The following is a 24,861-nucleotide window of genomic DNA, read 5'->3' as shown; positions in this document are numbered from 1 at the left end:
GGGGCCTAAGAACTAACGCGCGCTCGCACTCTGTTTGATCCTGGGCACCACTTAGGAGCCTAAGGCATATCACGCAAAGAACCAGCAGCAAGCCTCACGGCAATAAAACACAAAAACAATGTGGTAAGCATCGATTGACGTCTAGGAGTAAGAGATGGGTATTGTATCGAAGACCCTGCAGCAGTATGACTACATTGTAGTCGGCGGGGGTTCCAGCGGATGCGTAATCGCGTCGCGCTTGTCCGAAGAATCAAGTATCAATGTCCTTCTCGTAGAAGCAGGCCCTACAAACAAGAGCTGGACGATCGACATGCCTTTGGCAGTAGAACGGCTTCTTGTCGACGAGAAATATAACTGGGCTTATGAGTCCGCTCCTGATGCAAACATCAACAATCGTCAGATTGCCCATCCGCGTGGTCGCGTCTTGGGCGGCTCCTCCTCGATCAACGGCATGGTATACACGCGCGGGCACGCGCTGGATTATGAGAATTGGGAGAAGAAGTACGGCTGCGAAGGATGGGGTTACTCGGGAGTTTTACCTTACTTTAAAAAGGCGGAGACCAGTATTGGCAACAAAAATGATTATCGGGGTACGGACGGCCCATTGTTCGTAAACAGGCCTGATGTGATGGCCGATCCCATCAACAAAGCGTTCATGCTCGCAGGTGCGCAAGCTGGGTATCCCACCACCGAAGACTCCAACGCATTTCAGCAAGAGGGCTTCGGCCCCAACGAATGCACAATTTACAAGGGCGAACGCTGGAGCACCGCGCGAGCGTACCTAACCAGTTCCGTTCTGAAGCGCGACAATCTTCATGTCGTCACTGGCGCCCTCGCTGAGCGAATCCTAATTTCGAACAAAAGCGCCAAAGGTATTGTGTATCGTCGAGATGGTCGGCAAATCGAAGTACTGGCTAATCGTGAAGTCATCATTTGCGGCGGTGCATTCAATTCGCCACAACTCCTTCAGCTTTCTGGTATAGGCCCAAAAGCGGTACTAGAAAAGGCAAATGTAAAAATCGTTCATGAGCTCCCAGGCGTCGGTGCCAATCTTCAGGATCATCCAGATCTAGTTATCAAATGGCGTTGCAAAACAGAGGCCGGCTTAGGAACGATTTTGAAATTCCCGAAAAAACACCTGACTGGAATATCTTGGTTTCTCAACAGATCTGGTGCCGCATCCAGCAACCAGTTCGAAGCTGCCGCTTACCTCCGCTCAAGATCGGGTTTGCAGTATCCAAATTTCAAGCTCGAAATGCTCCCGCTTGCGTTCAAAAACGATACCTTCAACCCATATGAAGGTTTCAGCTTTCAGATCCATATGACCTTGATGCGCACCGATAGCAGAGGGGAGCTGAAGATCACCTGTGCAGATCCAGCGGTTAAGCCCGACATTAAATTCAATTACCTGACAGCTGAAAATGACATCATTTCTCTGAGGGAGGCAGTTAAGCTTACTCGTGAAATAGTTGCTCAACCTGCGTTCGATGAGCTCCGAGGTGACGAGCTCGAACCAAGTAAGGTTGTACAGACTGATGAGCAGATAGACTCTTGGATCAAGAAAGCGGTCGCTACAGCCTATCATCCATCCTGTACATGTCGGATGGGCACAAAGGACGATCCGATGGCGGTTGTTACGCCTGATCTTCGTGTGCGCGGGATTGCGAATCTCAGAGTTGCCGATGCATCGGTCATGCCGGAAGTAATCGCGTCCAACACGAACGCTCCTACCATCATGATTGCAGAAAAGGCTGCAGACATGATCAAAGGTAAAAGCCTCCCAAGAGAGCACAAAGACTACTTTGTGTCTGCAGAGTGGCAAACTAAGCAAAGATAACAAATAAAAATTATAAATGCGCCCAATAAAAACAGCATTACATGGCTATTATTTCGCTGCCTTTAATTCTATAGCGTCATCTTTTTCTTCGAGACGCTATGACTTTCCACAGCCTCATATAGCAAAGCGCAAATAGGAAAGTAATTCTAATGTCCGCAGTAAAAATCCAACGTACAACGATCGCCGCATCCGTAAATGACGGAACCAAGCTGTCAGGAAATCTCAATCTTTTTGATATTGTCTGCAGCGTATTGGCATACACGGCTCCGTTATCAGTTGTAATCGGTTACATTCCTCTGATCATCGGGACTGGTAACGGTTTGGGAGCTCCACTTGCCTTTTGGCAGTCGGGGGCATGCTGCTGTTATTTGCTGTTGGCTTTGCTCAAATGTCGAAACATCTGCCGAATGCGGGGGCGTACTACGCCTACATCACCGCTGGGCTGGGTCGGCCCTTTGGACTCGGCTTCGCATTAGTAGCGATTCTCTGTTACAGCTTGGCTCTCATTTCGACCTATGTTTATGCAGGTATCCTTTACGCTCCGCTCTTTCCGAATCACTTCGGAATCACTGCTCTACCCTGGTGGCAATGGTCACTCATCCTAGCCTGCATCATCGCTGCACTCGGTTACTTCCGAGTCGACCTATCAGCAAAGATCCTCTCCACTGTCCTGGTGTTAGAGGCCGGGATTGTTGTGGTCTGGAATTGCTTCGTTGTAGCCAAAGGCGGGCCAGAAGGCAACTCGTTTGAATGGCTCACCTTTGACAGCTTTTTAACTGGTTCGCCGGGTACTGCCCTGCTGTTCGCAGTGATTTGCTTTGCTGGGTTTGAAGCCACAGCGGTATTCAGGGAGGAAACAAGAAATCCGGAGAAGACCATTCCTCGGGCAACATACGCGTCAATTACGCTGCTGACGCTGTTCTACGCAGCGACCGCTATTTGCATAATTTGGGCATTTGGCCCGTCCGTAATCGTAGCCCAAGCCTCCAGCGATCCAATCGCGACAGGCATAGCTGCGTTCGAGATCAACTTTGGAAAACTTGGCCGCGACCTGGTAGAAACCTTAGTGTGCTCCAGCATTTTCGCCTGTTTGTTGTCATGCCATAACATTCTCGCCCGCTATCTATATTCGCTAAGTATTGATGGCGTTTTTCCACATAGATTGAGTTCCATTCACCCGCGCCACGCATCCCCATACGCCTCATCGATAGTGATCTCAATGATCTCCATCACGGTCATATGCGTTCTACTGGTCGCGAATCTTGACGCCACGAAGGGTTACTCATCTCTACTCGGCGCAGCCAGCTATGCGCTGCTGATCTTGCTCTGTGTAACCTCCATTTCCGTTGTGATGTATTTTCGTCGTCATCGCCATTTGAGCAAGAACAAGTGGAAGACGGTCGTGGCACCGACGATTAGTGCCTGCTGCCTAGTCCTGACCACATGGACGGCCACGTCCAATCTGTCCTCCCTTACTGGTAACGAGGCCTTAACGGGTTACCTGATCGGATCGATTATCGGCCTTGTTATCATCGGCATCCTCTGGGCCATTCGCTTACGATCCGTAGATTTTGATGTATATCGGCGTATCGGACGGCAGAAAGACTAACTGACAGCACTCTACAGCCACGCCTAGCGTGGCTTTTCTATACCTCCCCTGCACCATAAACGAAGTTTCCATGATCACTTTCAGAAATATCGAAATACGGCTCGGTACTAAGGTGCTTCTGCAGCAGGCTAGCTTGCTGATCAGCCCTGGTGAAAAAGCGTCTCTGATAGGACGCAATGGAGCCGGAAAGTCGACTATCCTCGCGCTGTTGTGTGGGCAAATCCGAGAGGACGCCGGCGATGTCGAAATACCAGCTAAATGGGGTCTGTCCCGGGTCGATCAACACATGCCGGAGACGGTTGAAAGCGCTACGGAGTTTGTTCTTCAGGGTGACGTTCGCCTGATGCAGGCCCGTAAGGCGCTGGAAAATGCGCTAGCCCGAGATGATGGGATGGAGATGGCACAAGCCTATAGTGACCTAGCTGACGCAGGCGACCATGATGCAGCTGCGAGGGCCAAAGCGCTAATCCAAGGTTTAGGATTCAAACCCATTGAAGTAGATAACCCTGTGAACAGCTTCTCTGGGGGGTGGAGAATGCGTTTACAGCTGGCGCGCGCACTGATGTGCCCGAGCGATTTATTGCTACTGGACGAGCCTACGAACCATCTCGATATGGACGCACTCATCTGGCTGGAAACGTGGCTACGCAAGTATGAGGGCACATTACTCGTCATCAGTCATGACAGAGAATTCCTAGATGCTGTGACTGGCGTCACCGTACATTTGGAGCACACACAACTTCATCGTTACAACGGCAACTACAGTGCCTTCGAACGGCTACGCGCTGAAAAACTTGAGCAACAGACAGCTGCCCACGCCAAGCAGCAAGAAAAGATGGCGCATCTACAGCAGTACATCGATCGCTTCCGCTACAAAGCGACTAAGGCTAGACAAGCGCAGAGCCGCATCAAAGCTTTAGAGCGTATGGAAAAGACCAGCGCGGTGATTGCCGACGCTGAGTTCACCTTTGTGTTCAAAGAGCCGCTAAACCTACCAAATCCGATGATCGCTGTGGATGATGTCGACTTTGGTTACCCGGAAATTCCCGGTACTCATACTGGTACACGCACCATTCTCAGTAACGTTCGAAAAACCGTGTTTGCCGGCCAGCGCATCGGGATTCTTGGTGCGAACGGTCAGGGTAAATCTACATTCGTAAAAACCATCGCTCGCAATCTGAAATCGCTTTCGGGGTCGATCACGGAAGGCAAGGGATTGGCTATTGGTTACTTTGCCCAACAAGAACTGGATGTACTGAAAGTAGATGAGACGCCACTGACCCACATGCTGAATTTGGCCAAGGATATTGCCGGTCAGTCCGGGCGTTCGGCAAGGGAGCAAGAGCTACGTAATTTCCTAGGCACCTTCAATATCAGCGGCGACATGGTCATTCAGGCAGTAAGTACACTGAGCGGAGGGGAAAAAGCTCGCCTTGTCCTGTGCATGATCGTATGGCAACGACCTAATTTGCTGTTGCTTGATGAACCTACCAATCACTTAGATCTCGCCACACGCGAAGCCCTGGCACTTGCACTTAACCAATTCGATGGGAGCGTAATGCTGGTAAGCCATGATCGCGCATTGCTTCGTTCCGTCTGCGACGAATTTTGGCTTGTAGGCAACGGTGAAGTCTCGCCGTTCGAGGGCGACTTGGAAGACTATCAACGCTATTTGTTAGATGAAGGGAAACGCTCACATGACGTCGTCCGCTCCAGACAAGTCGACGCTTCGACTGAATCATCGTTCAAGCGCAAGGATGCTCGTGGTAGACCTCAGTCAGACAAACACCGCAAGGCCATCTACCGCGAGCTGCAAACTATCGAACAGCTCCTTCCAGAACTGAGGGATCAAAAGTCTCGGCATGAACAACGATTGTTGACCAACCCGATTTGCCCGGATATGCAGAACATTGCTCTCCTGTTGAAACAACTAGAGGCTGAAATCGAAGCCTCAGAAGACTGCTGGCTCCAGCTGCAATACGAGGTAGACGGTTTAGGGAAGTGATGAACACTCAGTTGCCCGCTTGCATAACTCCGAATCGAGATTGACAAACCAAATCCATAAAGCATACTGACTATGTGGTTTTTTTGACCGACCGGTACGTCCAAAAAGGTTGCCATTTCCGCGCATCCACAACGGTTTCACTCATAAAAAACACCAGATTGACGAGCTCTCGAGATTTCGATCTCAGTCAAGTTTGGCTAAAACGAGTGATCAAAAAAATCATCACGACATTTCCAGACAAAAAATCTGCCCTCTATAAACAGGATGCGTCAGTGAAAACTTATCTTAAAATAGTTACGGCTGGCTTACTGCTGGCTCCATGGACTTTTGCTAACGCGATCCAAGTGGGTGAAGACTTCACCCTTAGTATCAATGCGGGCATCTACAGCAACTACTGGTCTCGAGGAGCTTCTCAAACGAAAGGCGATCCAGCAGTCCAAGGCTCAGCGACCCTAGCGCATTCAAGTGGCGCTTACCTCGGAATATGGACTTCAAATGTCGACTTTGGGCACGAAAGCAAGACTCGACAGGAAATCGACTACTACGCCGGATACTTCTGGCAGGCCACAGACGACATCTCACTTGACGTTGCATACTATGAGTATGAGTACCCACGAGAGTCCTCACTTAATTACAGTGAGTATTATACAAAGCTAACCGCGTATGGATTTAACGTCGGAGGGTATTACTCCGACGACCTGTATGGCAACCAAAGTTATCTTTACAGCTTCGTAGGTTACGGCACAAAGCTTCCATACGATGTAAACCTTGATCTGACGTACGGTAACGTCGATTATAAAGATGATTACTTTTTCAGCAAAAATGGCGGCAGTCGAGACAACTACGACTTGTGGTTTACGAAGCTGAGTAAGGAAATGCTTGGACTCAACTGGTCTGTAGCTTACGGTGATAGCAACCTTAGCAAGGCCGAGTGCTTAAGCTTCAACGGGTGGAAAGACATCTGTTCAAGCACCGTCATTTTTGGTGTCGACAAAACGTTCTAAATGCTCGTCCGCGCTCACACATCTTGAGCTAGGATCTGTTATCGCCCGTAGCAATACTTACCTGGCCGTCATCGCCCCTGGAGTTACGGCCAGCTCCTCTCACATGACCAAAATTGTACCTGAATTGCAATTTCAAGCGCTCTCTCTACTGGGGAGCAGATCTAATCCGCGCTGCTCGCCTTTACCTGTGCTGAAATAGCCCTGCAGCCACACAGAGATAAGCAAGGCAACATATACGTCTTCGCACGTCAGGCTGGAGCTCAATCCGTTCTGGGGCATCACGCCTATTGCAACGTCCATATAGCCTACGTAACTGAAGCTGCCAAAACACTGCACACTGCATAACGAAGATGGCGGGGATGTATTGGGTACAACGAGGCGAAGCCTGACTCCTGAAGTAAGGAGCCAGGCTTTTCTTTGAACCGAGTCAGCGACTAGCTAGCGGAGCAAATTGCGTTAGCCGAGCGATACATCAAGCGACGAAGCCACCATCTACCACAAGCGAATGGCCAGTGATGTAGCTCGCCTCGTCCGAGGCTAGGAAAAGCACGGCTGCGGCGACTTCGTCAGGGGTGCCCTTTCGCCGGGCAGGTATGGACTTCTTGTATGCCTCAGGATCTGCAGCACCCACACCGCGATTCATCAGATGTGCGGCATTCGGCAGAATAGACGCGGTGTTGCCGCGAATATCTGTGGCAATCAATCCCGGGCATACTGTGTTAAAGGTTACACCCGTTTCAGAATGAGATGTCGCCATTTGGCGGGTAAGGCCTATGACAGCAAACTTCGATGCAGTGTACGAAGCACCATCCGCTCGACCAACTAGCCCACCGATAGAAGAGGTATTAATCACTCGTCCCTTACCACGCGGGATCATGTGCTTCAGTGCGGCCTGGCAGCCAAAGAACGTACCTTTAAGGTTGATACCCGAAATTTGATCCCACAATTCTTCGGTGGTCTCCATGACATCAGCGAAGCCGTCATACACGCCGGCATTGTTGACCATGATGTCCAACTGCCCGAACTTATCCACGGCAGTTTGAATCAACGCTTCCACTTGAGCTTGTGAGCGAACGTCAGTACGAACGAACAGCACCTCTCCACCAAGCGCCTCAATATCCGCAACCGCCTTCGCTCCCGCCTCAGGCTGAATGCCTCCAATCACTGTTTTTACACCAGCAAGGGCAAGGTTTCGCGAGATCGCCAGACCTATGCCGGTCTCTCCCCCAGTTACGACAGCAACTTTACCGTTTAGATCAAACATGACTTACCTCGCGTAAATTCAGCTTTTCGTTAATGACTGGAGCAGACAGGTGGGGAACCCCCCAAAAAATTTATCCGTAGTGAGCACTCTCAAAGCGCATCAGCCCCTAAGAGACGAATCACGAAGACCTTGAGTTGGTCAGCGCTCACTGACGCATCACTTTGATGGGTAGCTATGCTGCCAAGCATCCCATCCAGTAGACTCCAGATAGCCTTAGTGGCAAAATCACTGTTTTGTATTTTAAACACGCCAGCTTGGCAGCCTCTGTCCAAGACGCCATGTAGCAGTCGCTCATGATCAAGTAATAAAGACTTGAGCCTACTAGCGTCACCCTCATCCAAACATCGCTTCTCCCGAACAGCCAACAGGTGAAGCTCTTTATTTAAGGATGCATGGATGAAGTATTGCTCGACGTAGGCACTCATCTGTGCCACAGGCTTGTCCGCCTTGTTCACGACGATCTTTAGCGCTGCGAGCAAATTCTGCTCGGCCTCGTAAATCAGTTCGAACAGCAGCTGCTGCTTACCGTCAATATGGTTATAGAGAGATCCAACTTGAACCCCGCTGATGTCGGCAATCCTTCGCAAACTCACTGAACCGTATCCTTCAGCAACAAATAACTTTAAGGCAGTGGCCCGGATAACCTCAGCCCTTTCTGCAGACTTCTTTTCTTTTCCGAAAGCACACGACGTGTTCATAGGGGCCGCAGCGCAAGTAATTAAGCGTTATGGAGCAGAATTGCACGTTGACTGAGTCATCGGACAGTCCGTACGAGTTAGAGTGAGTGCTAAAGCGTCACTTGAGGTGCAGATTCCAGTAGCGAGCATTTCGCCAACCGCAATCGCCGCAGCAGGGTTGGTATCGTGGCCAATTCCCAGGTAGAGCCCTAGGATCCCTTCCGGACGGCCAACATAGGGTTCACCGTTTGGAGTCAGCGGAACCATCCCAGTGAAGACACCAGGTATTCCCTGCCGTGCAGAACTGGCGCCTAAACGACTGTCAGCAGCCTGGAGCTGCACGGACAGGCCAACCGATCTGAGTAAAGGCTGGCTCTGTAGTCCCGCGCTAATAACCACTACGTCTGCAGTGAAGAAGCCGCGAGCCGTCTCGACGCCATGTACCACGTCATTCTTAACAAGCAACGTACTGACGGGATCAGTCTCGATGATGCGTACCCCTGACTTTCTGCAGCTGTCCGCAATATCCTGCGCAAAATCCGAAAGCAAAACAGAGCGCTTGCTTCCTGGACTTCTAGCATCAGTTACGAAGACCTCATCTCCGTCATCTTGACGACTTCCTCTGTACTCCAGCTCTGCAACCATGACTTCTGTGAGCGTTAGCCCCCTGTCAGTCAGCGAGCCAGATTGAGTGCTCTTGCAGTACAACAACGCTTTGGCCAGCCCAAGATTCGGGATGCTATCTGCGATAAATGCCTTCTCAATAAGCGTGACTTTGGCACCTAGCCGCTGCAGAAAATAAGCAGTGGAAAGTCCAATCAATCCCGCGCCGACGATCACAACCTCCACGCCTGTTTTCTGATTCACGTCACTCTCACCTTTCATATTTGGAAACTCTGACGCTTAGGCCCGACCTCGTGTCCGATGGCCAAAAAGACGCCTTGGAGTGGAAAACCGAAGCCATACCAATCGTACTGTTTTTTAGACCGCCTGGTCAGTATGCTGAGAAGACTGGGCTTTTGTCAACCCATAACACTCAGGCTCCCAAACAGTGCGAAGGGACAGCACAAGACTGGCTACGAACCGGGATTCCCCTTGCTTTACCTCAAAGCGACCGCGCATACTCAAACATACCCGATGGTCGTTTTTTATGATCAGTGAGTCAGTATAAGATTCACATGTGAGGTTTCGTTTGCGATTCGAATGATTGAAAGCGCGATATTTCGTTCTCAGCCATTCGAATATGTGATGTCGGGAGGTGCATTTTTTGAGTCGCCGGATAGGAGGCCTTTCAGGCATCGTTTTCCGCCGACAGCACCGTACACACCCATCTGATTTCCAACCAACAATGATGCTTTGAGGTCTGTTATGAAGAATGCGGATAAGTTTTTTATTGACGGAGCGTGGGTTGCGCCGTCACGCGATGAGCATATTGATGTCGTAAACCCGGCGACCGAACAGGTGATTGCCCGGATCGCAAACGGATGTTCGGTTGATGTGGATAAGGCCGTCGTTGCCGCGCAAAAAGCCTTTGAGTCGTTCAGTCAAACCTCCATCGAGTACCGGTTAGGGTTGCTAGTACGGATCCGCGAGGGTCTGATCAGACACACAGGGGAGATCAGTAAGTTAATCAGTGCCGAGATGGGGGCACCGATTGGATTTGCACGTGATGCACAGGCGGCGACGTGTATCGCACACGTCGACGCCATGATTGAGGTATTGAAAGATTTCAGTCTCGAAGAACGAGTTGGAAACGCGCTTATAACCAAAGAACCGATCGGCGTCGTAGGTTTGATTGCTCCGTGGAACTGGCCTCTGAATCAGGTTGTATGCAAGGTAGTACCCGCAATCGCCGCCGGCTGCACTATCGTGCTCAAACCGAGCGAAGTCGCTCCTCTAGACGCTATCTTGTTCGCTGATATCGTCACTGAGGCAGGTTTGCCTGCTGGCGTCTTCAACCTCATAAATGGAGACGGGCCAAGCGTGGGGCATGCAATTTCCTCACACCCTGGCATTCAGCTCGTTTCGTTCACAGGTTCAACTCGCGCTGGCATTTTGGTAGCTAAGGCAGCGGCAGACACCGTGAAGCGGGTCACACAAGAGCTCGGCGGCAAATCTCCAAATTTGATCCTTGACGATGCAGACCTAAGTACGACTGTGAAAGCAGGTGTTGAGGCATGTTTCAGTAACAGTGGTCAGTCATGTGATGCACCGACTTTGATGTATGTACCAGCGGCTCTCTATGAGGACGCTATTGGAATTGCCGCACAAGCTGGCTCCGCCTTAGTCGTTGGAAATCCCGAGTCGGAGCTGACAGATCTCGGGCCTGTAGCGAACCGAGTTCAATTCGAACGAATTCAGGAGTTGATTCGTTCCGGTATTACAGAAGGTGCCAGAGTTGTAATCGGTGGCCCAGATCGCCCCGCCGGGCTCGACAGAGGATTCTATGTCAAGCCGACCATCTTCGCGGACGCGACACCCAATATGCGCATAGTCCGAGAGGAAATTTTCGGCCCTGTGCTAGTGATCCTGCCCTATGAGGATGAGGAAGCGCTGATCAGACTTGCAAACGATTCGGACTATGGTCTGGCAGCTTATGTGCAATCGGGCGACCTAAGTAGGGCGCGCGCGGTAGCACGTCGGCTTCGCGCAGGCTCCATCTATATCAACAGCCCCGAATGGAACTCCCTTGCCCCATTTGGCGGGTTCAAACAATCGGGCAACGGCCGGGAATGTGGCGCCCACGGCCTGGCGGAGTATCTCGAAATCAAAGCACACGTCGGTTACTACTGATCAGTAGTAATTATTTGCAGAAAAAGGAGCGCTGAGCGCTCCTTTTTTATTCAATCGTGCCTGCCTAGATGTCTTTCAAAGTAATTCACCGCGAACGTGGCGGGAATACAAACCAGCGCATACATGAGGCCGGTGAGGCTTAGAACGGACATATATTGGAACGTCTCCGAGCCTATGTCATTGGCAGCGCTGATCAATTCCGGAAGCGCAATGGTGAAACACAATGAAGTCGCCTGAAGGATCAAGAGTGCGAAGCCTAGCAACGGCGGCAATGCAATTCGTAATCCTTGGGGTACAACGACGATACGCATAGTGTCTGAACGATTCAGGCCAAGCGTCTGTGCAGCTTCGCGTTGACCCACCGCCACAGAATTTAAGCCTGCTCGGATGATCTCGCTTGTATAGGCCCCTGTACTCCAGGCAAGCGCAGCGATCGATGCACTCAGCGAAGATAATGTCATACCTGCATTGGGCAGTCCGAAATATAGGAACTGCAACAGGATGAGTACGGGGCCGCCCCTACCCAACTCGACCAAAATCACGCTAGCCCAACGGAGTGCTTTAGTCTTGGATTCCCCCCAATTGCCCATAAGAGCCCTAGAGGTATGCCGATGAGCAAACTTAATGCTGCAACTTCCAGACTGAGGAGATAGCCGTTCCAGAGTCGCGGAAACCATTCGACCCAATCGTTGAATGTACTGATCATCGCTCGATCCTCATCCTAAGTCGAAAGTCCATTAACCGTGAAACGTAAGCCATGAAGAAGCTGAGAGCAAAGTAAGCGACGGCCGCCCAAGCATATATCTCAAGGCCTTGGTAGGTTTGCTGTGTGAGCTGATTGGCTATCAGGGCCACATCCGTCACCCCAATTGCAGAGGCGATCGCGGTGTCCTTCAGCAGACCAATTGCATAAGAGCTAGCCGACGGAAGGGAGACTCGCATTACCTGCGGCGCAAGAACGTAGCGATAGCGTTGCCAAGTCGAGAGACCAATAACCCTGCTCGCTTCTCCTTGCCCTTTCGGAACTGCCTTGAGCGCGCCCCTGTAGATCTCCGCTAGGTTGGCTGCTGTGATTAAGGAAAGACCTATGACAGCAGCCGTGAATGGACTCAACCGAATTACGTGCTGGCCAACCGCGAAAAAAACCACAAAGAGCCAAACGATAGGGGGAACGGAGCGCACGATTAAAATCAGCGTCACTCCAATGTAGGAGACGACAGAGTTGCGGGCTGATCGAAGCATGCACACTGGAATCGCCAAAAGCGCGCCGACGACAAATGAGATAACAGTGAGTGCGATCGTCCAGGGCAAACCAGCACTCAACTTTTGAATCACCGTGAGCATGTCCATCAACGGTCTCGCACAGCAGATAGAAACTGCTGAACACGCGGATGTTGTGGACTCCTCATGACCTGAGCGCTGTCGCCTTGTTCGATAATCATGCCATCAGACATGACAATTACTCGATTCGAGACGTTTTCAGCGAATCTCATCTCGTGTGTAACCACCATCATGGTCATGCCCTCATCGGCGAGCTCCCGCATCACCGCGAGGACTTCTAGCCCCACCTCCGGATCTAGAGCCGACGTAGGTTCGTCAAAGAGCATGATCTCCGGATCAAGCGCCAAAGCCCGGAGAGATGGCTATCCGCTGCTGTTGACCACCCGAACAGCGAGATGGATGTAAACCTGCCTTGCTGGCCAAACCGACCCGCTGGAGCAATTGCATCGAACGTTCGTCTGCTTCTTCCCGGCTTCGCTTGAGTACGCGCCGCTGAGCGAGAGAAACGTTCTCCAGGACAGTCATGTGTGGAAAGAGATTGAATGACTGAAAGACCATTCCGAGTTTACGATTAAGGCCCGCCAGCTGTGATCGAGTTGCGCCGACGGAGGCATCGATCGACACCTCACCGATAGTAATCCGACCCGATGTGGGAGGCTCCAACTGATTGATACAACGAAGCAGCGTGCTCTTTCCGGAGCCACTTGGGCCGATTAGGGCTACTACTTCACCACCCTTAAGTTCGAAATCGATTGATTTTAAAACAGTGATATCACCGAAACGCTTACACACTCCTTCTAGCAGCAATACGTTACTTTTATCAACAGAACTAGAAGCTGACGATGGCAACACCGTGGAAATACTGGCGCTCATAGATAACACCCTTCTGTTATAAGGATTGTGACAGGGCAATAAATAAAAAAGGGTTGCTGGTACAACCCTAAACGCTGTTGTCTACTCTTTAAAATTCTATTTCCTAACGTTCGAGTACGGAATAAAGCTCCGGTCGACGATCGCGTAGATGACGAACCTCGCCCTTTTCGCGGGAGAGGCGGAGTCTGGCTAGATCCAGTTCTACATTAAGCAAGCCGGGCTTATTCAAATCTGATTCGGCAAAAGTACCATCAGAGATGTTCATCCTGTTATCAATCGGGCACGCGACGAATGCCTTGCCCATGCAACTGACGGGGTAGTCGTTAGGAATACCGAGATCCCCAACCAATGGTGACACGCAGACATAGACTTGGTTCTCCAGTGCACGAGCATGCGCACTGAACCATTCCCGCCACGCACCGCGTTCCTCGGTCAGTGCAGGCACGAAAATTACCTCAGCCCCCGAGACACGAAGTGCCTGGTCAACTCTGGGAATTGCACGTCGTAGCAAACGAAGAGACCACACTTAACACCATCAATTTCGAATATTTCATTCAGCATTGACGCCGCTGAAGTTTTAATCGCCTTCTCGCCGCGCGTAAGGTGCACTTTGTGTTGTCGGTCTACAGACCCATCCGGCTTAAAAACGAAAGCGCTGTTAAAGCCCTCCCCATTTTCTTCATGCCAATAGGTTGCACCTACGATGTAGATGTCGTGCTCTTCGGCCAATGAGCGCAAAGTCTGAACGAATGATGGGTAGAGCGGAGTCAACACGTCCCGATAGAAAGTCGAGACAGTCTCATTGCTTACATCCGCAGCATTGGGACTCGTCCACAGCAGGCCCATTGGCAAGAACTCTGGAAGCACCAGCACTCGACTCCCCGCCTCCTTCGCCGCAGAGACAAACTCTCTCACATGCTCGGCAAATTCCTGAAATTCCTGATAGCGCCGAATCTCAAAAACAGCAATCGATACTTTCAGTTTATCAAGCATTTTGGGTGTCCTTCCAGATTTGCAGCAGTGCTTTCTTGTCGATCTTTGCAGTGGAGCCCAGAGGCATCTCGGAAAGTTGGACGAAGTGAGCCGGCACTTTGAACTCAGCAAGCTTTGACCGACAATGCGCGACCAACTCTTCGGTATCCACTTGCTTGCCGGGAGTAGTCACAAAGTAGGCGAACGGCAATTCACCAAACTTTGCGTCGGGAATACCAATGACCGATGCCAGCAAAACTCGAATTATGCTCGCAGATGACATCTTCTACTTCAGCAGGCGCGATATTCGCTCCACCTTTGATGATGATGTCCTTGATACGTCCCGTTAGGTAATAAAACCCTTCTGGATCCCGGTAACCGAGATCACCCGTCCGGAAAAATCCATCAACGAAAGATGCAGCAGTAAGTTCAGGCGCTTTGTAATACCCGCTGGTCGTGGCCGGCGCCTTAACCCAAACTTCGCCGACTTCATCGTCAGCCGCCAAACGACCATCAACAGTCATAAGTCTTACGTCCACACCAGGCGCCGCCTGACCGATTGCACCTGGCGGAATTTCAACAGCACTCGATGCATAGCGTCCAAATACCGGACGAACCTCAGTCAGCGCATAGTAATCTTCAATCTTCTTATTAAATCGACGCTCGAAGCGCTCCTTCAGATCTTTCGACAGCGGTGCGCCCGCAGATATGAAGAGCCGAATGAATGAAAGGTCGAACTGCAAGTCATTCTGCTCGGCATATTCAAGCATCATGGCAAACATGGTCGGCACACCATGGAACACGGTGACACGATGATCCACGATGGTCTTGAGCACATCTGTCGGACGGAATCTCCTGAGCAGAATGACCTCAGCACCAGCTTGGAATGCCATCGAAGCTGCAGTGGACAGTCCGTATAGGAAACCCAACGGCAACGCGACAAGTACCTTGTCTTCAGGGGTGACATTCCAAAGTTCGATTAGGGAGCGATTCCCTGCGACTTCCGCATCTTGTGTGTATCGCACCGCTTTGGGTACACCTGTGGAGCCAGATGTGTAGACAATCAAGAAGTCCGGGGTTTTGCTCTCCGGCACCTGAATAACAGCAGCACCCTGTGCTTCCTGCACGAAGGAGCTGGTGTCGAAAATCTTAACGTCTCGCCCGCTCGCTGCTTCATGCGCCGCCGGAGACAACGCGTCATCAACAAACAAGTGCTTGATCTGAGCATGATCAATAATATAAGAAGCTTCTGCGGCGGTGAGTACCGCGTTCAGTGGCACAAATGTCCCACCGATTCTTGACACTGCATAATACAGAATCATCGTCGCGCTACTGTTTTCGCAGTAGACACCCACTGGAGTATCAGCTCCCAGCCCTACGCTCAACAAGCGAGCCACAACCTGGTCAACCTCGTGCACTAACGCTCTATAGCTGAAAGTTTCGCTTTCAAACCGTAGAGCGACTTTTTCCGCACCGCTGCAAGCGAGGGCTTGGATACCACTGAATATCATGACAAAACCTCAAAGAAACGTTAGTGCCGAGTTGACCGAAGGAATCAAACAGGCTTGCAGTGCATCATCACTTTCCATTCACCTTCCTGTACTGACTCACCACGTTGGTTGACCAGAGAAACCAGGAAATTGACGATACCTACTGTAGGCTTTTTGGTCTCACGTTTGGAGCCCACTTTTGGTGCACGTGAATGGTATCCCCAATCTTGATCGGGCCGCGCAAATCCCAGGTCATGCCCAAGAATGCTATAGCGGTACCCTCTTTGATCCCAAGACGGCTTTCCAGACCAGTCGCGATCGCGAAGCCTGCTGGGCCATGCAAGATACGGCCACCGAAGACCGTGGTCTTGGCGAACTCTTCATCTGTGTGGACTGGGTTATGGTCGCCCGTCAGCGCGGCGAACATCACAATGTCAGCTTCGGTGATAGTACGGCGCGGGGAATTCCACTCTTGGCCTACCTCCAACTGATCGAAGTACAGAGCATTTTGGCCGATTCCGCTCAAACTATTGGCTTGGACTGCGCTATTCATTCTTGTTTCTCCAGATTAAAGAGACTTGCTCTTGATATGTTTGGTGGCGGAGCCCATGGTCATGAACTCAACACCTGGTTGTTGCATGTGCTTAATCAAACTTTCAAGCATTACAATACGTGGCCCTCTACCGATGATTTCAGGATGACAGGTCAACGTGAACACACCACCGACCTGATGCGCATAGTCGAACTCTGCCGACCAAGCTTCATAAACATCCTTCGCCAAACGGAGACCAGTATTCAAAGGTCGGGGAGAAAACTGAAAGTAGGGATAGTCATCCAACTCCCAAGCGACTGGAAACTCCAGAACTTGGCTCTGTTCCCCATGAGTAAATATTTCTTCACTCAATTCATCTTTTTTACGAGCGTAGAAAGTTTCGAAGTCATTCGACATAAGGCTACTGTCGTAGATCAACCCAAACTCTTCGAGCAAATCGATTGTGTTGTCACTCAGATCCCAAGCGGGTGATCGATAACCCACCGGTCGAACACCGGTGACTTTTTCAAGCACATCAATACTTTGAGAGAGCAATCGTCTCTCTTCCTCTATGGGCAGCCCAACAGGCGACTCGTGGATATAACCGTGACAAGCGACTTCGTGCCCCGCAGCGACAATTCGCTTCACCAGCTCAGGATAGGTCGTGGCCGTGTGTGCCGGCACGAAAAACGTTGCTGGAACCTCGCAACGCGCTAATACGTCCAGCAATCTCGGAATGCCAACATTTGCACCGAATTCACCCCGAGACAGTGGCGTCGGAGAAACTTGCTTAAACGTACTCAGCCAGATAGCGACGCCGTCGAAATCGAAGGTAAGGCAAGCGATGGTCATCATTGTTCCTCAATCAAAGCCAGTTGCTTAGACGATGCGAGCTTTTTCCTCCACGGCCTAGCCGCTACCGGAAGTCGCATCGCACACGCTCCGGTAGGCCTACTGGAGGCAAGCCCAAGAAATAAACCCGGCGTAATAAAAAAAGACCGCCCGGTCAGTATGATTGAATTGGAAGCCTTGTCAATAGCCTGGAAAGGTCTCCAATCGGCGGCCTGCTGCCCTTCTGAGGTACATCTTCAGGGCCGTCTTGCGCACGGGTAACACAGAAGATTAGAATTGATACCGATGAGTCTAATTTTTAGGCCAAACGTTCAATCTTCCGACTTTAAGGTGTCTCATGATCAACGCAATCAATGCTGGGCCCGGCTATCCAGGCGTTTCTATGTCTATGCGCGTGGTCGATGGAGAGCTGCTTTTCATCACTGGCCACGCTCCTGTTGACAGCGAGGGTGACGTTGTAGACGGCGATTTCGAAGCTCAAGCTGTTGCCGTGTTCGAAAATCTACGCATCACGCTTGAAGCCGCTGGAGTAGGGTTTGAGGCTTTAGCACGCATGAACACCTACCTGACTGACGTTTCGCCTGAAACCCTTGCAGTCTTTAAAAAGTACGAAATCGCTACGTCAACATGGACTGTCCACCCGCCAATACCTTGCTGAAGGTCGCCGGGCTCTATGACGAGCGAATTCGAATCGAAATCGACGGCGTGGCTGTTCTCCCTCGATCCTAAATGATCTAACCGCCAGCACACTTTGCGAGCGGACGACCCTCAACGATTTTGAAGTGACCGCCGAGCCCGCTAACCCACACGAAGGTAAATTTGACTTGGCGGTACAAAAAAAGACAATTCCTGAGTCCTGGATCATCGTTCAGCAACGCCGGGACTTCGGGTGAACCTGAAAGGAAGAAATTATCGATGATCACCTACAGAGGTGTCGTATATCCGGCACAGACCGATGCAATGGGTCATATGAACGTTCAGCACTACGTAGCGTCATTCGACCAGGCATTCTGGCACCTAGTAGACCAATTGGGGTACGACGCCGAGTGGCGACTAACTCGCAATCAAGGCTGGGCCGACGTTCATTACGAAATCGACTTCCGATCAGAGCTTCATGTGGGATCCGTTTTTCACGTCGACAGTACGCTCAAGAAAATCGGCCGTACGTCGATGATCACTCATCACGCTTTGTTTGATAACAAAAAACGGCTCTGTGCAGAAATAGCCATGACGTCTGTTTATTTTGATCTTGAAGCCCGAAAGGCTATCGAGATACCTGAACTTATTCGTGCGTCTGCATCGTCATTGATCGAGACGCTAACTGCTTAATACTATCTGGTGTATCCCAATGAATGTAGATCTGCGTGAGCAGCTTAAACAGAAAAAGCAAGCATACGTTCAAGATGAAATCTTGTCGTCCGCAGCAACCCTCTTCGCAGAGAAGGGGTTTCGGGCGATTACAATCACTGATGTTGCTGCACGCTTGGGCTACACCAAATCTGTTGTTTATTACTACTTTAAAAACAAAAATGAAATCCTGTGGCAGATCTTTAATCGGATGTACGAGAAATACCAGGCCACCATTGACGATGTCCTTTCCCAAGATCTTCCTGCAGATGAGGCGCTACATCGAATCCTTCATAGCCATGCATTACATGTGATGAAGCAAAAGGATTGGACGGCCATCTACTTTCGGGACGAGAGCGAACTTGAACCTGAACAACGACTGCTGAGCCGCAAACGCAAGCGCGAGTACGATGCAAAAATCGAGTTAGTTTACCAGCGCGGTATCAATGAACAGAAGTTTAAGGATGTACCGCCCCATATCGCCATTTCGGGCTTCATGGGCATGTGCAATTGGCTACACACCTGGTTTAATGAGGAAGGGACTCATACCCCTGAGCAGATTGCCGACTACTACTGCGACCTCATGTCCGGAGGCTATTTGCAATAAGCATTGAAGATATTTAGAGGTATATGAATAAAGCGCGATATTAATCGCGCTTTATTTTCAGATCAATTTAGCCTGGGTGAAATCCTCAGAGAAATTGCGACGCTCGCGAGCGTAGTCAACCTGCTCATCTGGGATGACCCGAATGCGGACTTTACTCTGCAACTCTTCCGAGATATGAGCGATGACACCAGGCATGGTAGAGATTACGGCCAAACCAGTCATCTCGGCAGGAGTAAAGCCCATCTGCGCCAGAATGGCACCCATCATGCCCACCTCGTTGATAACGATTTCGGGCTTGTTAGCTTGAGTGGTAAATGCTTTGTGAACGGCTTCATACCACTCACAAACGTCTCCCCAGACTCCTGTTTCGATTGCCAGTTGCTTCAATTGCTGAGCACGTGGATCGGTGTACTTGAAAGCAGGATGACCCAAGCCAGGTACGCGCTCCTTACGCGCTCGCATTCCCTCAACCAAGCTATTTGCAGCCTCATCAAACGAATCAGCTTGTTTGGCGGCTCCGATGGTTGAGTTTAAGAAGATTCCAGTCTGATCCGGAGCCAGGGAATACTCCCCGCTGATAGCACTGCAGTCGCCAACCCTGCCACCATGGACGGATTACTCGATACGCAGAAGCGTGCGGCAGCAGTGCCTGGCTTGCGTAGCGAGTAATCAAGTACAGAACACAACACACCGTCAATCATCTTCGACTGACCAGCCGACGGAAGCTCGCCGCGAATCAGGAGATAGGTTGCGTCGGCAAAGTTCAGCTTGCCGATTAAGTCACCCAAATCATAACCACGGATATAAACAGTATTGTCCTGAACATCGCTGACCGCGCTGCTCCAGTACTTAGGGGTCTCGTTCATTCTTCATTCCTATCTACGTACGACGCCAAGCGAAAAACCCGACATTGGATGATGGTATCCGAGCATAATCATACTGTCTAGCCGGTCGGTCTTTTTGACTGACCGATAGGTATGTTATTTCTGTACTCAATTTAAGGCTTCTGACAGTCGGCTCAGATAATCCAAGGGATCGATTGCGGCTCTGTAGCCAGGTTCCGAGCGGGAGGAAAATGACCGTCTGGCACGCGGTCATCCAGAAATCGTACGAACTCGCCTAGCGCTCTAGCTGCGGCGATACTATGAGCCAGATCACCGCTTTGACTGACGGTAAATACATTTTTCACACCATCGAGAGGCTCGATTCCTGGCCAAGATGGCCGCTCCAGCGCTTGGGCAGTACTTTTGCCTACTCTGAGTAGTTGCCCGAAGAAGGAGCGCTTGGATTGAGCCGGACGGATCTCATCCCTTCTCTTAAGAATCTGTGTTGCTCGCTCAAAAGACAGATATCGACCAAAAATCCCCATCGAGGAAACTGGGTATTCACTTGGTGACTCACCCAGCTGGCAAGAACCCGAAGCGTAGTCACCGCCTAGCACCACCATGTCATAACGACGCGTAACTTCGCCCAGGGCCATTTCGTATTGGTTTTCAACGCAACGAAGCTGGTCGAAATTTTGATCCCGGAAAATCTTACCCCGCGCTCAACAAACGACTCAATAAGCCCGCCGCTCAACGTTCTGGGATAGATGGATACATCTTGCAAAAACCTGATAGCCGCCAAGGTTCCCAATGGAAACCCCATGCTCCTCACATTTCGGGAAAACTCTACAAGCAAGCCTTGTGCCCTGCACTCGTCTGCGAACTGCCCCAAGGCGTCTACATACTCCGGCCGGCACTCAAAAATCGTGGAGCCAGCCTCAGAAGCGAGCATTTTTGCACCGAGGTCGATAGCAATCTCTCGCAGCTCAGCAACACCCTGAACCGCAATCTTTTTCGCAAATGGGTCTCGCTGGAGACACAGCCAAGTTGAGACGATATGGTTGGACGCTACTTTTGGCGCGCTCGAATCAGAGAAGTAGATGTCTGCTTTTATGCCAAAACGCTGCAGGTAGTAACCGTAGAGCAGCACCTCGATACCGTCACCAAACACCGCCACTACTTTTGCAGCCAGCCCGCCGTTCATGCCCCGCCCCTTCGCATCCAGAGTCATCGATGCCTCTAGTAGGAACTCGAGGCAAATACATACCTTACGGTATTTTTTTCTGTACCGAAGGTATGTCAAAGCCTGTTGAACCGTCAAGCACAAGCATTTAGCAAACGATACCTCTCGTCGGTGTGCATGCATTGGGGCGGCTCAGGCCGACGGTCATAGGTAAAAGCCATACAGCCATGGGGATTTCACATTCTTCTTGCCAGCGCCAGGATACGCGCGCAATACTTCGTACCCGATAGTCGTTTTTAGTGACCGTAAGGTCTAATTCAGTCTTTCGCCTGCTCAAGACACGCCATCAATCAACGACAACGCCATCCCGGCTTGAGGACTTACGATGTTTGGTAATACGTCCATACGAACCAGAATTACGGCACTAAGTCTGATCAGCATGACTGGTCTGATTGGGGCGATTACCCTAATAAACATTCAACAGAATGCAGCAGCAGGGTCACAGACCGCTCTTGCCAGCCGCCAGGCCATCGAGAGAGCAATCGAGGGGCGACTGGAAAGCGCCGCCGCAGCACAAGCCATTCAAATAGAAAAAATATTCAGTGACAAGTATGCAACTCTTGGGCAGCTTTCAATCAATTTGTCCGGAATAAAAACGGTCTCTGACACCTACTCCACTGCGCCAGACTTATCCAGATTTGCCGCTGATGACGCCGTGAAATCAACCTTCACAAACGACTCTAGTTTGTTGGGTGTTTGGGGCATCTTGGAGAGAAATGAGCTTGGAAACGACAACGACTTTATCAACGCAACCAAGTACGGCTCAAACGATAAAGGGCGATTTGCTAGTTATTGGAACAGATCGACGGGTACCGTTACAAATGCCCCAACCGACGAAAGCATGATGTATGACGAAACATTAGGGGAAAGCGGCCTCCCATTTAATTATTTCTACACCTGCCCAGTACAAAGTGGTGCTGCGTGCCTCGCACCTCCATTTACAGCTAACCTTGGTGGCCAAGACATACTTATGACCACCTTATCACTACCAGTCAAAAAAAATGGAGTGGTTACAGGGGCAGTAGGTGTCGATCTTGCACTGACGGACTTGCAGAACCTGGCACTTACTGCGAAAAAATCTGTACAACGGGGCAGGTGAAATATCAATTGTCACCAGTTCCGGCATTGTCGCGGCATACACCCCATCATCTACAAAGCTCGGGTCGTCCGATCAATCCCTAGGATTACCTGACATAAAGCATTTCGCTAATAAAAGTAATGAGAAAAGCTTCTCATTTTTTAGCGACGACCAATCACTGAAAATAATCTCGCGCATCAATGTTGGCAAAAACATCGAACCATGGTGGATCGCGCTGGAGCTTCCCAAATCGATTGTGCAGGTTGAGACCGATAAGCTCGAACAACTCCATCGCGACCTACAGCTTGCCTCCCTGATCAAAGGTATAATCGTCGCATGTATTGCTGGGTTGATAGGCGCGGTATTAATGTGGTTCACCGCATCTAGGATCACAACGCCAATCCGCGAAGTATCAAGCATGCTCCGTGACATCGCCTCAGGCGAAGGTGACCTGACTAAACGTTTGAGCTACTCAAAGGATGATGAGCTAGGTGAAGTAGCAAAGTGGTTCAACTTGTTCCTAGACAAGCTGCAGCCCATGATGAACACCATACGCAAGGGTATAGACGAAACACGCCTTACAGCCCATCAGTCATCCAACATTGCTCAAGAAACTAGCAAGGGGATGCAGGCCCAACTCATGGATATCGACCAAGTCGCGGCCGCATCGAATGAGATGACAGCAACTGCTCAGGAGGTAGCGGGTAACGCAGCAATGGTTGCGGTAGCAGCTAATGATGCTGAGCGTGCCGCTCAGACCGGACATGCGTTGCTCGATCGCTCTAATGAAAGCCTTCTAGGTCTCACTGCTGGCCTTACGATCTCCGTAAATGACGCGCAAGCTCTGGCAGCAAGCAGCGAAGAGATTGGCAACGTCCTGGAGGTCATTCGGGGTATCGCGCAGCAGACAAACCTTCTCGCACTCAATGCTGCAATTGAAGCAGCACGAGCAGGAGAAAGTGGTCGAGGCTTTGCCGTCGTGGCTGATGAAGTACGAAGCTTAGCGATGAGGACATCCGACTCGGTCGAGGAAATCAGAATTGTGATCGAGAGATTGCAAGTCGGAGCGAACACCGTCACGACAGCCATGCAGGATAGCCAATCAAGGGCGACAGCCAGCTCAAAGCGTATGGAAGAGACCGTGGCATCGTTTGCTGAAATTACTCAGGCAGTTTCGAAAATTCAAGATATGACGCATCAAATTGCTACGGCTGCAGAAGAACAAAGTGCCGTAGCTGATGACATAAACTGCAACATCAGCAATATTCGCCTAGTAACACAGGATCTAAATGAAAGAGCCAGCAACTCAGCTTCACTTAGCGAACAACTGAATACCTTGGCCGACAAACAGTTCGAGCTAGCCAAGCAATTCAAAACTTAATGTTCAGCTTTCAATGACGGGATATTGGAATCGATTACTGACGCTCTACGACGATCCTCGGTAGCCTTCGATTTCCTGCCCACTTGGCTATGGGCGATCAGCCAGTTCGAGTGCATCAGCGTTTGTCTGCACAGAGTAGTACCCAAAGTTAAAGGATATATACCTTGAATCGCTTGTCACTACCGCCACTGTCAGCGCAAGAGCTCAAGTGCACGGTCGACTGGGCAATTGCCTCACGCCGCAGCATCAGAGCCTTTCTCCCAACAGCTGTGCCATCATGAAGAAATTGAAGCGATTTTAGATATCGCTCGCTTCAGTGCCTCGGGTGTGAATATGCAGCCATGGCGCGTTCACGTCGTAACCGGTGACGCCAAAGATCGGCTGTCTACGGCGATCGCCGCTATCGACAACGATCCGCAGCTCAGTAGTGATATGCAAGAACCTTACAAATACTACCCACGCGAGTGGAGTCACTCCCTACGTTGATCGCAGGCGTAAGGTGGGTTGGGATCTCTATGGGCTGCTGGGCATTACCAAGGGTGAAAAGCAACGCATGCACCAACAGCACGGGCGTAACTACCGATTCTTCGATGCCCCGGTTGGTCTGCTGTTTACATTGGACAAAGGGCTTGAGCAAGGCAGCCTCCTGGATTACGGCATGTTCCTGCAAAGTGTCATGCTGGCTGCACGTGGCCGAGGCTTGCACACATGTCCGCAGGCCGCATTTCTCAAATACCACAATGTCATCTCAGACGTTCTAAACATCCCAGCCGAGCAGATGCTGGTATGTGGCATGAGTCTTGGTTACGCCGATCCCGTGGCTATTGAAAACACACTGGTAACGATGCGTGAGCCAGTCAGTGTTTTCGCAGTTTTTCACCATAATAATGAGACCTGCCCATGATTATTTCCCGATATAAAAGCAGGAAAGCACTGGCCCTTTAGGATTTCAATGTCCAAGTCTTTTGGCCTGAGTAGCGCTTTGAGCTGCTGAATCCCTCTCTGATCGGCGGTAATCGCCTTGGCCCCCTCCGGGGTCGAACCCAAGCGTTCTTTACGAACATGGCCGACCCAACGGCGCAAGGCGGTAGGGGCCATATCCAGGCTGGTACGGACATGGGGAACTGACTGGCCATCGTCCAGCACCATGCTGGCGGCTTTGAGTTTGAACCTTTGAACTCACTGAAATAAG

26 protein-coding genes and 3 pseudogenes are annotated in these 24,861 nt (G+C 50.8%); 13 read left to right on the top strand and 16 right to left on the bottom strand.

Annotated features, from left to right (window positions below; all coding sequences use genetic code 11):
* Positions 1-154 precede the first annotated feature (154 nt).
* From JFT80_RS04160 to JFT80_RS04145, 4 genes are all read left to right on the top strand, one after another.
* Positions 155-1,837 carry a choline dehydrogenase gene (locus tag JFT80_RS04160; protein ID WP_201147009.1) on the top strand — a complete coding sequence of 561 codons (1,683 nt, stop codon included), beginning with the start codon at positions 155-157 and terminating at the stop codon, positions 1,835-1,837.
* Between the two features lie 355 nt (positions 1,838-2,192).
* The gene (locus JFT80_RS04155) at positions 2,193-3,446 is read left to right on the top strand and encodes an APC family permease (protein ID WP_242482781.1); all 1,254 of its coding nucleotides are present in this window, start codon (positions 2,193-2,195) and stop codon (positions 3,444-3,446) included.
* 70 nt (positions 3,447-3,516) lie between these two features.
* Positions 3,517-5,451, top strand: coding sequence for an ABC-F family ATP-binding cassette domain-containing protein (locus JFT80_RS04150; protein WP_201147008.1), 1,935 nt, complete (start codon positions 3,517-3,519; stop codon positions 5,449-5,451).
* Positions 5,452-5,657: 206 nt separating this feature from the next.
* Positions 5,658-6,455: a TorF family putative porin gene (locus tag JFT80_RS04145; RefSeq protein WP_307833041.1), complete on the top strand. Its 798-nt coding sequence runs from the start codon at positions 5,658-5,660 to the stop codon at positions 6,453-6,455.
* Between the two features lie 472 nt (positions 6,456-6,927).
* Here the strand turns inward: JFT80_RS04145 and JFT80_RS04140 are convergent, their stop codons facing one another.
* From JFT80_RS04140 to JFT80_RS04130, 3 genes are all read right to left on the bottom strand, one after another.
* Positions 6,928-7,719, bottom strand: coding sequence for an SDR family NAD(P)-dependent oxidoreductase (locus tag JFT80_RS04140; protein ID WP_201147007.1), 792 nt, complete (start codon positions 7,717-7,719; stop codon positions 6,928-6,930).
* Positions 7,720-7,808: 89 nt separating this feature from the next.
* Positions 7,809-8,417 (bottom strand): TetR/AcrR family transcriptional regulator, encoded by a 609-nt coding sequence (locus JFT80_RS04135; protein WP_201147006.1) that lies wholly within the window; start codon positions 8,415-8,417, stop codon positions 7,809-7,811.
* 27 nt (positions 8,418-8,444) lie between these two features.
* The gene (locus tag JFT80_RS04130) at positions 8,445-9,263 is read right to left on the bottom strand and encodes an FAD-binding oxidoreductase (protein ID WP_307833040.1); all 819 of its coding nucleotides are present in this window, start codon (positions 9,261-9,263) and stop codon (positions 8,445-8,447) included.
* Between the two features lie 501 nt (positions 9,264-9,764).
* On the opposite strand from JFT80_RS04130, the gene JFT80_RS04125 reads away from it, so the two are divergent.
* Positions 9,765-11,189: an aldehyde dehydrogenase family protein gene (locus tag JFT80_RS04125; protein WP_201147004.1), complete on the top strand. Its 1,425-nt coding sequence runs from the start codon at positions 9,765-9,767 to the stop codon at positions 11,187-11,189.
* 50 nt (positions 11,190-11,239) lie between these two features.
* On the opposite strand, the pseudogene JFT80_RS04120 reads toward JFT80_RS04125, so the two are convergent.
* The 9 genes and pseudogenes from JFT80_RS04120 to JFT80_RS04090 all read right to left on the bottom strand — a co-directional run bounded on the left by JFT80_RS04120 (position 11,240) and on the right by JFT80_RS04090 (position 17,192).
* Positions 11,240-11,895 (bottom strand): annotated as a pseudogene (locus tag JFT80_RS04120) (amino acid ABC transporter permease).
* Positions 11,892-12,539 carry an amino acid ABC transporter permease gene (locus tag JFT80_RS04115; protein ID WP_242482780.1) on the bottom strand — a complete coding sequence of 216 codons (648 nt, stop codon included), beginning with the start codon at positions 12,537-12,539 and terminating at the stop codon, positions 11,892-11,894. Before JFT80_RS04115 ends, JFT80_RS04120 begins: the two are co-directional and overlap by 4 nt.
* Positions 12,539-13,343: pseudogene (locus JFT80_RS04110) on the bottom strand (amino acid ABC transporter ATP-binding protein). Before JFT80_RS04110 ends, JFT80_RS04115 begins: the two are co-directional and overlap by 1 nt.
* 103 nt (positions 13,344-13,446) lie before the next feature.
* On the bottom strand, positions 13,447-13,788 hold the full coding sequence (locus tag JFT80_RS23810; RefSeq protein WP_242482779.1) for a hypothetical protein: 342 nt from the start codon (positions 13,786-13,788) through the stop codon (positions 13,447-13,449).
* 5 nt (positions 13,789-13,793) lie between these two features.
* Entirely contained in the window at positions 13,794-14,336 is a 543-nt protein-coding gene (locus JFT80_RS23805) for a nitrilase-related carbon-nitrogen hydrolase (protein WP_242482778.1), read from the bottom strand.
* Positions 14,329-14,526 (bottom strand): hypothetical protein, encoded by a 198-nt coding sequence (locus JFT80_RS23800; protein ID WP_242482777.1) that lies wholly within the window; start codon positions 14,524-14,526, stop codon positions 14,329-14,331. The genes JFT80_RS23805 and JFT80_RS23800 overlap by 8 nt, the downstream gene beginning before the upstream one ends.
* Before the next feature lies 1 nt (position 14,527).
* A complete protein-coding gene (locus JFT80_RS04100; protein WP_242482776.1) occupies positions 14,528-15,826 on the bottom strand; it encodes a class I adenylate-forming enzyme family protein in 1,299 nt (432 codons plus the stop codon).
* Positions 15,827-15,965: 139 nt separating this feature from the next.
* Positions 15,966-16,358 (bottom strand): MaoC/PaaZ C-terminal domain-containing protein, encoded by a 393-nt coding sequence (locus JFT80_RS04095; protein WP_242482775.1) that lies wholly within the window; start codon positions 16,356-16,358, stop codon positions 15,966-15,968.
* A 15-nt stretch (positions 16,359-16,373) separates the two neighbouring features.
* On the bottom strand, positions 16,374-17,192 hold the full coding sequence (locus JFT80_RS04090; RefSeq protein WP_242482774.1) for a polysaccharide deacetylase: 819 nt from the start codon (positions 17,190-17,192) through the stop codon (positions 16,374-16,376).
* Positions 17,193-17,526: 334 nt separating this feature from the next.
* Between JFT80_RS04090 and JFT80_RS04085 the strand changes: the two genes are divergently transcribed.
* From JFT80_RS04085 to JFT80_RS04075, 3 genes are all read left to right on the top strand, one after another.
* Positions 17,527-17,847, top strand: coding sequence for a RidA family protein (locus JFT80_RS04085; RefSeq protein WP_242482773.1), 321 nt, complete (start codon positions 17,527-17,529; stop codon positions 17,845-17,847).
* Positions 17,848-18,104: 257 nt separating this feature from the next.
* Positions 18,105-18,518 (top strand): thioesterase family protein, encoded by a 414-nt coding sequence (locus JFT80_RS04080; RefSeq protein WP_201147003.1) that lies wholly within the window; start codon positions 18,105-18,107, stop codon positions 18,516-18,518.
* Between the two features lie 19 nt (positions 18,519-18,537).
* Positions 18,538-19,143 (top strand): TetR/AcrR family transcriptional regulator, encoded by a 606-nt coding sequence (locus JFT80_RS04075; RefSeq protein ID WP_201147002.1) that lies wholly within the window; start codon positions 18,538-18,540, stop codon positions 19,141-19,143.
* A gap of 57 nt (positions 19,144-19,200) precedes the next feature.
* Here the strand turns inward: JFT80_RS04075 and JFT80_RS23795 are convergent, their stop codons facing one another.
* The 3 genes from JFT80_RS23795 to JFT80_RS04065 all read right to left on the bottom strand — a co-directional run bounded on the left by JFT80_RS23795 (position 19,201) and on the right by JFT80_RS04065 (position 21,171).
* Positions 19,201-19,575, bottom strand: coding sequence for a citrate/2-methylcitrate synthase (locus tag JFT80_RS23795; protein WP_242482772.1), 375 nt, complete (start codon positions 19,573-19,575; stop codon positions 19,201-19,203).
* Positions 19,576-19,673: 98 nt separating this feature from the next.
* Complete coding sequence (locus JFT80_RS23790) at positions 19,674-20,009, bottom strand: citrate/2-methylcitrate synthase (RefSeq protein WP_242482771.1); 336 nt, start codon at positions 20,007-20,009, stop codon at positions 19,674-19,676.
* 568 nt (positions 20,010-20,577) lie between these two features.
* Positions 20,578-21,171, bottom strand: a complete 594-nt coding sequence (locus tag JFT80_RS04065) for an FAD-dependent oxidoreductase (RefSeq protein WP_201147001.1) — start codon at positions 21,169-21,171, stop codon at positions 20,578-20,580.
* A 418-nt stretch (positions 21,172-21,589) separates the two neighbouring features.
* Here JFT80_RS04065 and JFT80_RS04060 point away from each other — a divergent pair, with 418 nt between their 5' ends.
* The 5 genes and pseudogenes from JFT80_RS04060 (at position 21,590) to JFT80_RS25315 (ending at position 24,573) form a co-directional block, all read left to right on the top strand.
* A complete protein-coding gene (locus JFT80_RS04060) occupies positions 21,590-22,309 on the top strand; it encodes a cache domain-containing protein (RefSeq protein ID WP_201147000.1) in 720 nt (239 codons plus the stop codon).
* A 346-nt stretch (positions 22,310-22,655) separates the two neighbouring features.
* Positions 22,656-22,811 (top strand): annotated as a pseudogene (locus JFT80_RS25325) (HAMP domain-containing protein); the annotation flags it as partial.
* A 15-nt stretch (positions 22,812-22,826) separates the two neighbouring features.
* Positions 22,827-23,669, top strand: a complete 843-nt coding sequence (locus JFT80_RS04055; protein ID WP_374091320.1) for a methyl-accepting chemotaxis protein — start codon at positions 22,827-22,829, stop codon at positions 23,667-23,669.
* 228 nt (positions 23,670-23,897) lie between these two features.
* Entirely contained in the window at positions 23,898-24,155 is a 258-nt protein-coding gene (locus JFT80_RS25320; RefSeq protein ID WP_274610158.1) for a nitroreductase family protein, read from the top strand.
* Positions 24,156-24,168: 13 nt separating this feature from the next.
* Positions 24,169-24,573, top strand: a complete 405-nt coding sequence (locus JFT80_RS25315) for a nitroreductase (RefSeq protein WP_374091319.1) — start codon at positions 24,169-24,171, stop codon at positions 24,571-24,573.
* On the opposite strand, the gene JFT80_RS04045 is transcribed toward JFT80_RS25315, so the two are convergent.
* A complete protein-coding gene (locus JFT80_RS04045; protein WP_242482769.1) occupies positions 24,546-24,818 on the bottom strand; it encodes a hypothetical protein in 273 nt (90 codons plus the stop codon). The two genes, JFT80_RS25315 and JFT80_RS04045, sit on opposite strands and share 28 nt — an antisense overlap.
* Between the last annotated feature and the right edge of the window lie 43 nt (positions 24,819-24,861).

The sequence above is a fragment of the Pseudomonas sp. TH10 genome, assembly GCF_016651255.1.
Taxonomy (GTDB): Bacteria; Pseudomonadota; Gammaproteobacteria; order Pseudomonadales; family Pseudomonadaceae; genus Aquipseudomonas.
This window is presented reverse-complemented; position numbering and strand designations above follow the sequence as displayed.

Bases quoted from the DNA above. Each gene is read 5' to 3' on its own strand.
- JFT80_RS04160 (WP_201147009.1), top strand. From the start codon at position 155: ATGGGTATTGTATCGAAGACCCTGCAGCAGTATGACTACATTGTAGTC.
- JFT80_RS04155 (WP_242482781.1), top strand. From the start codon at position 2,193: ATGCTGCTGTTATTTGCTGTTGGCTTTGCTCAAATGTCGAAACATCTG.
- JFT80_RS04150 (WP_201147008.1), top strand. From the start codon at position 3,517: ATGATCACTTTCAGAAATATCGAAATACGGCTCGGTACTAAGGTGCTT.
- JFT80_RS04140 (WP_201147007.1), bottom strand. From the start codon at position 7,719: ATGTTTGATCTAAACGGTAAAGTTGCTGTCGTAACTGGGGGAGAGACC.
- JFT80_RS04135 (WP_201147006.1), bottom strand. From the start codon at position 8,417: ATGAACACGTCGTGTGCTTTCGGAAAAGAAAAGAAGTCTGCAGAAAGG.
- JFT80_RS04125 (WP_201147004.1), top strand. From the start codon at position 9,765: ATGAAGAATGCGGATAAGTTTTTTATTGACGGAGCGTGGGTTGCGCCG.
- JFT80_RS04115 (WP_242482780.1), bottom strand. From the start codon at position 12,539: ATGGACATGCTCACGGTGATTCAAAAGTTGAGTGCTGGTTTGCCCTGG.
- JFT80_RS23805 (WP_242482778.1), bottom strand. From the start codon at position 14,336: ATGCTTGATAAACTGAAAGTATCGATTGCTGTTTTTGAGATTCGGCGC.
- JFT80_RS04100 (WP_242482776.1), bottom strand. From the start codon at position 15,826: ATGATATTCAGTGGTATCCAAGCCCTCGCTTGCAGCGGTGCGGAAAAA.
- JFT80_RS04095 (WP_242482775.1), bottom strand. From the start codon at position 16,358: ATGAATAGCGCAGTCCAAGCCAATAGTTTGAGCGGAATCGGCCAAAAT.
- JFT80_RS04090 (WP_242482774.1), bottom strand. From the start codon at position 17,192: ATGATGACCATCGCTTGCCTTACCTTCGATTTCGACGGCGTCGCTATC.
- JFT80_RS04085 (WP_242482773.1), top strand. From the start codon at position 17,527: ATGATCAACGCAATCAATGCTGGGCCCGGCTATCCAGGCGTTTCTATG.
- JFT80_RS04080 (WP_201147003.1), top strand. From the start codon at position 18,105: ATGATCACCTACAGAGGTGTCGTATATCCGGCACAGACCGATGCAATG.
- JFT80_RS04075 (WP_201147002.1), top strand. From the start codon at position 18,538: ATGAATGTAGATCTGCGTGAGCAGCTTAAACAGAAAAAGCAAGCATAC.
- JFT80_RS23790 (WP_242482771.1), bottom strand. From the start codon at position 20,009: ATGAACGAGACCCCTAAGTACTGGAGCAGCGCGGTCAGCGATGTTCAG.
- JFT80_RS04065 (WP_201147001.1), bottom strand. From the start codon at position 21,171: ATGAACGGCGGGCTGGCTGCAAAAGTAGTGGCGGTGTTTGGTGACGGT.
- JFT80_RS04060 (WP_201147000.1), top strand. From the start codon at position 21,590: ATGACTGGTCTGATTGGGGCGATTACCCTAATAAACATTCAACAGAAT.
- JFT80_RS04055 (WP_374091320.1), top strand. From the start codon at position 22,827: ATGATGAACACCATACGCAAGGGTATAGACGAAACACGCCTTACAGCC.
- JFT80_RS04045 (WP_242482769.1), bottom strand. From the start codon at position 24,818: ATGGTGCTGGACGATGGCCAGTCAGTTCCCCATGTCCGTACCAGCCTG.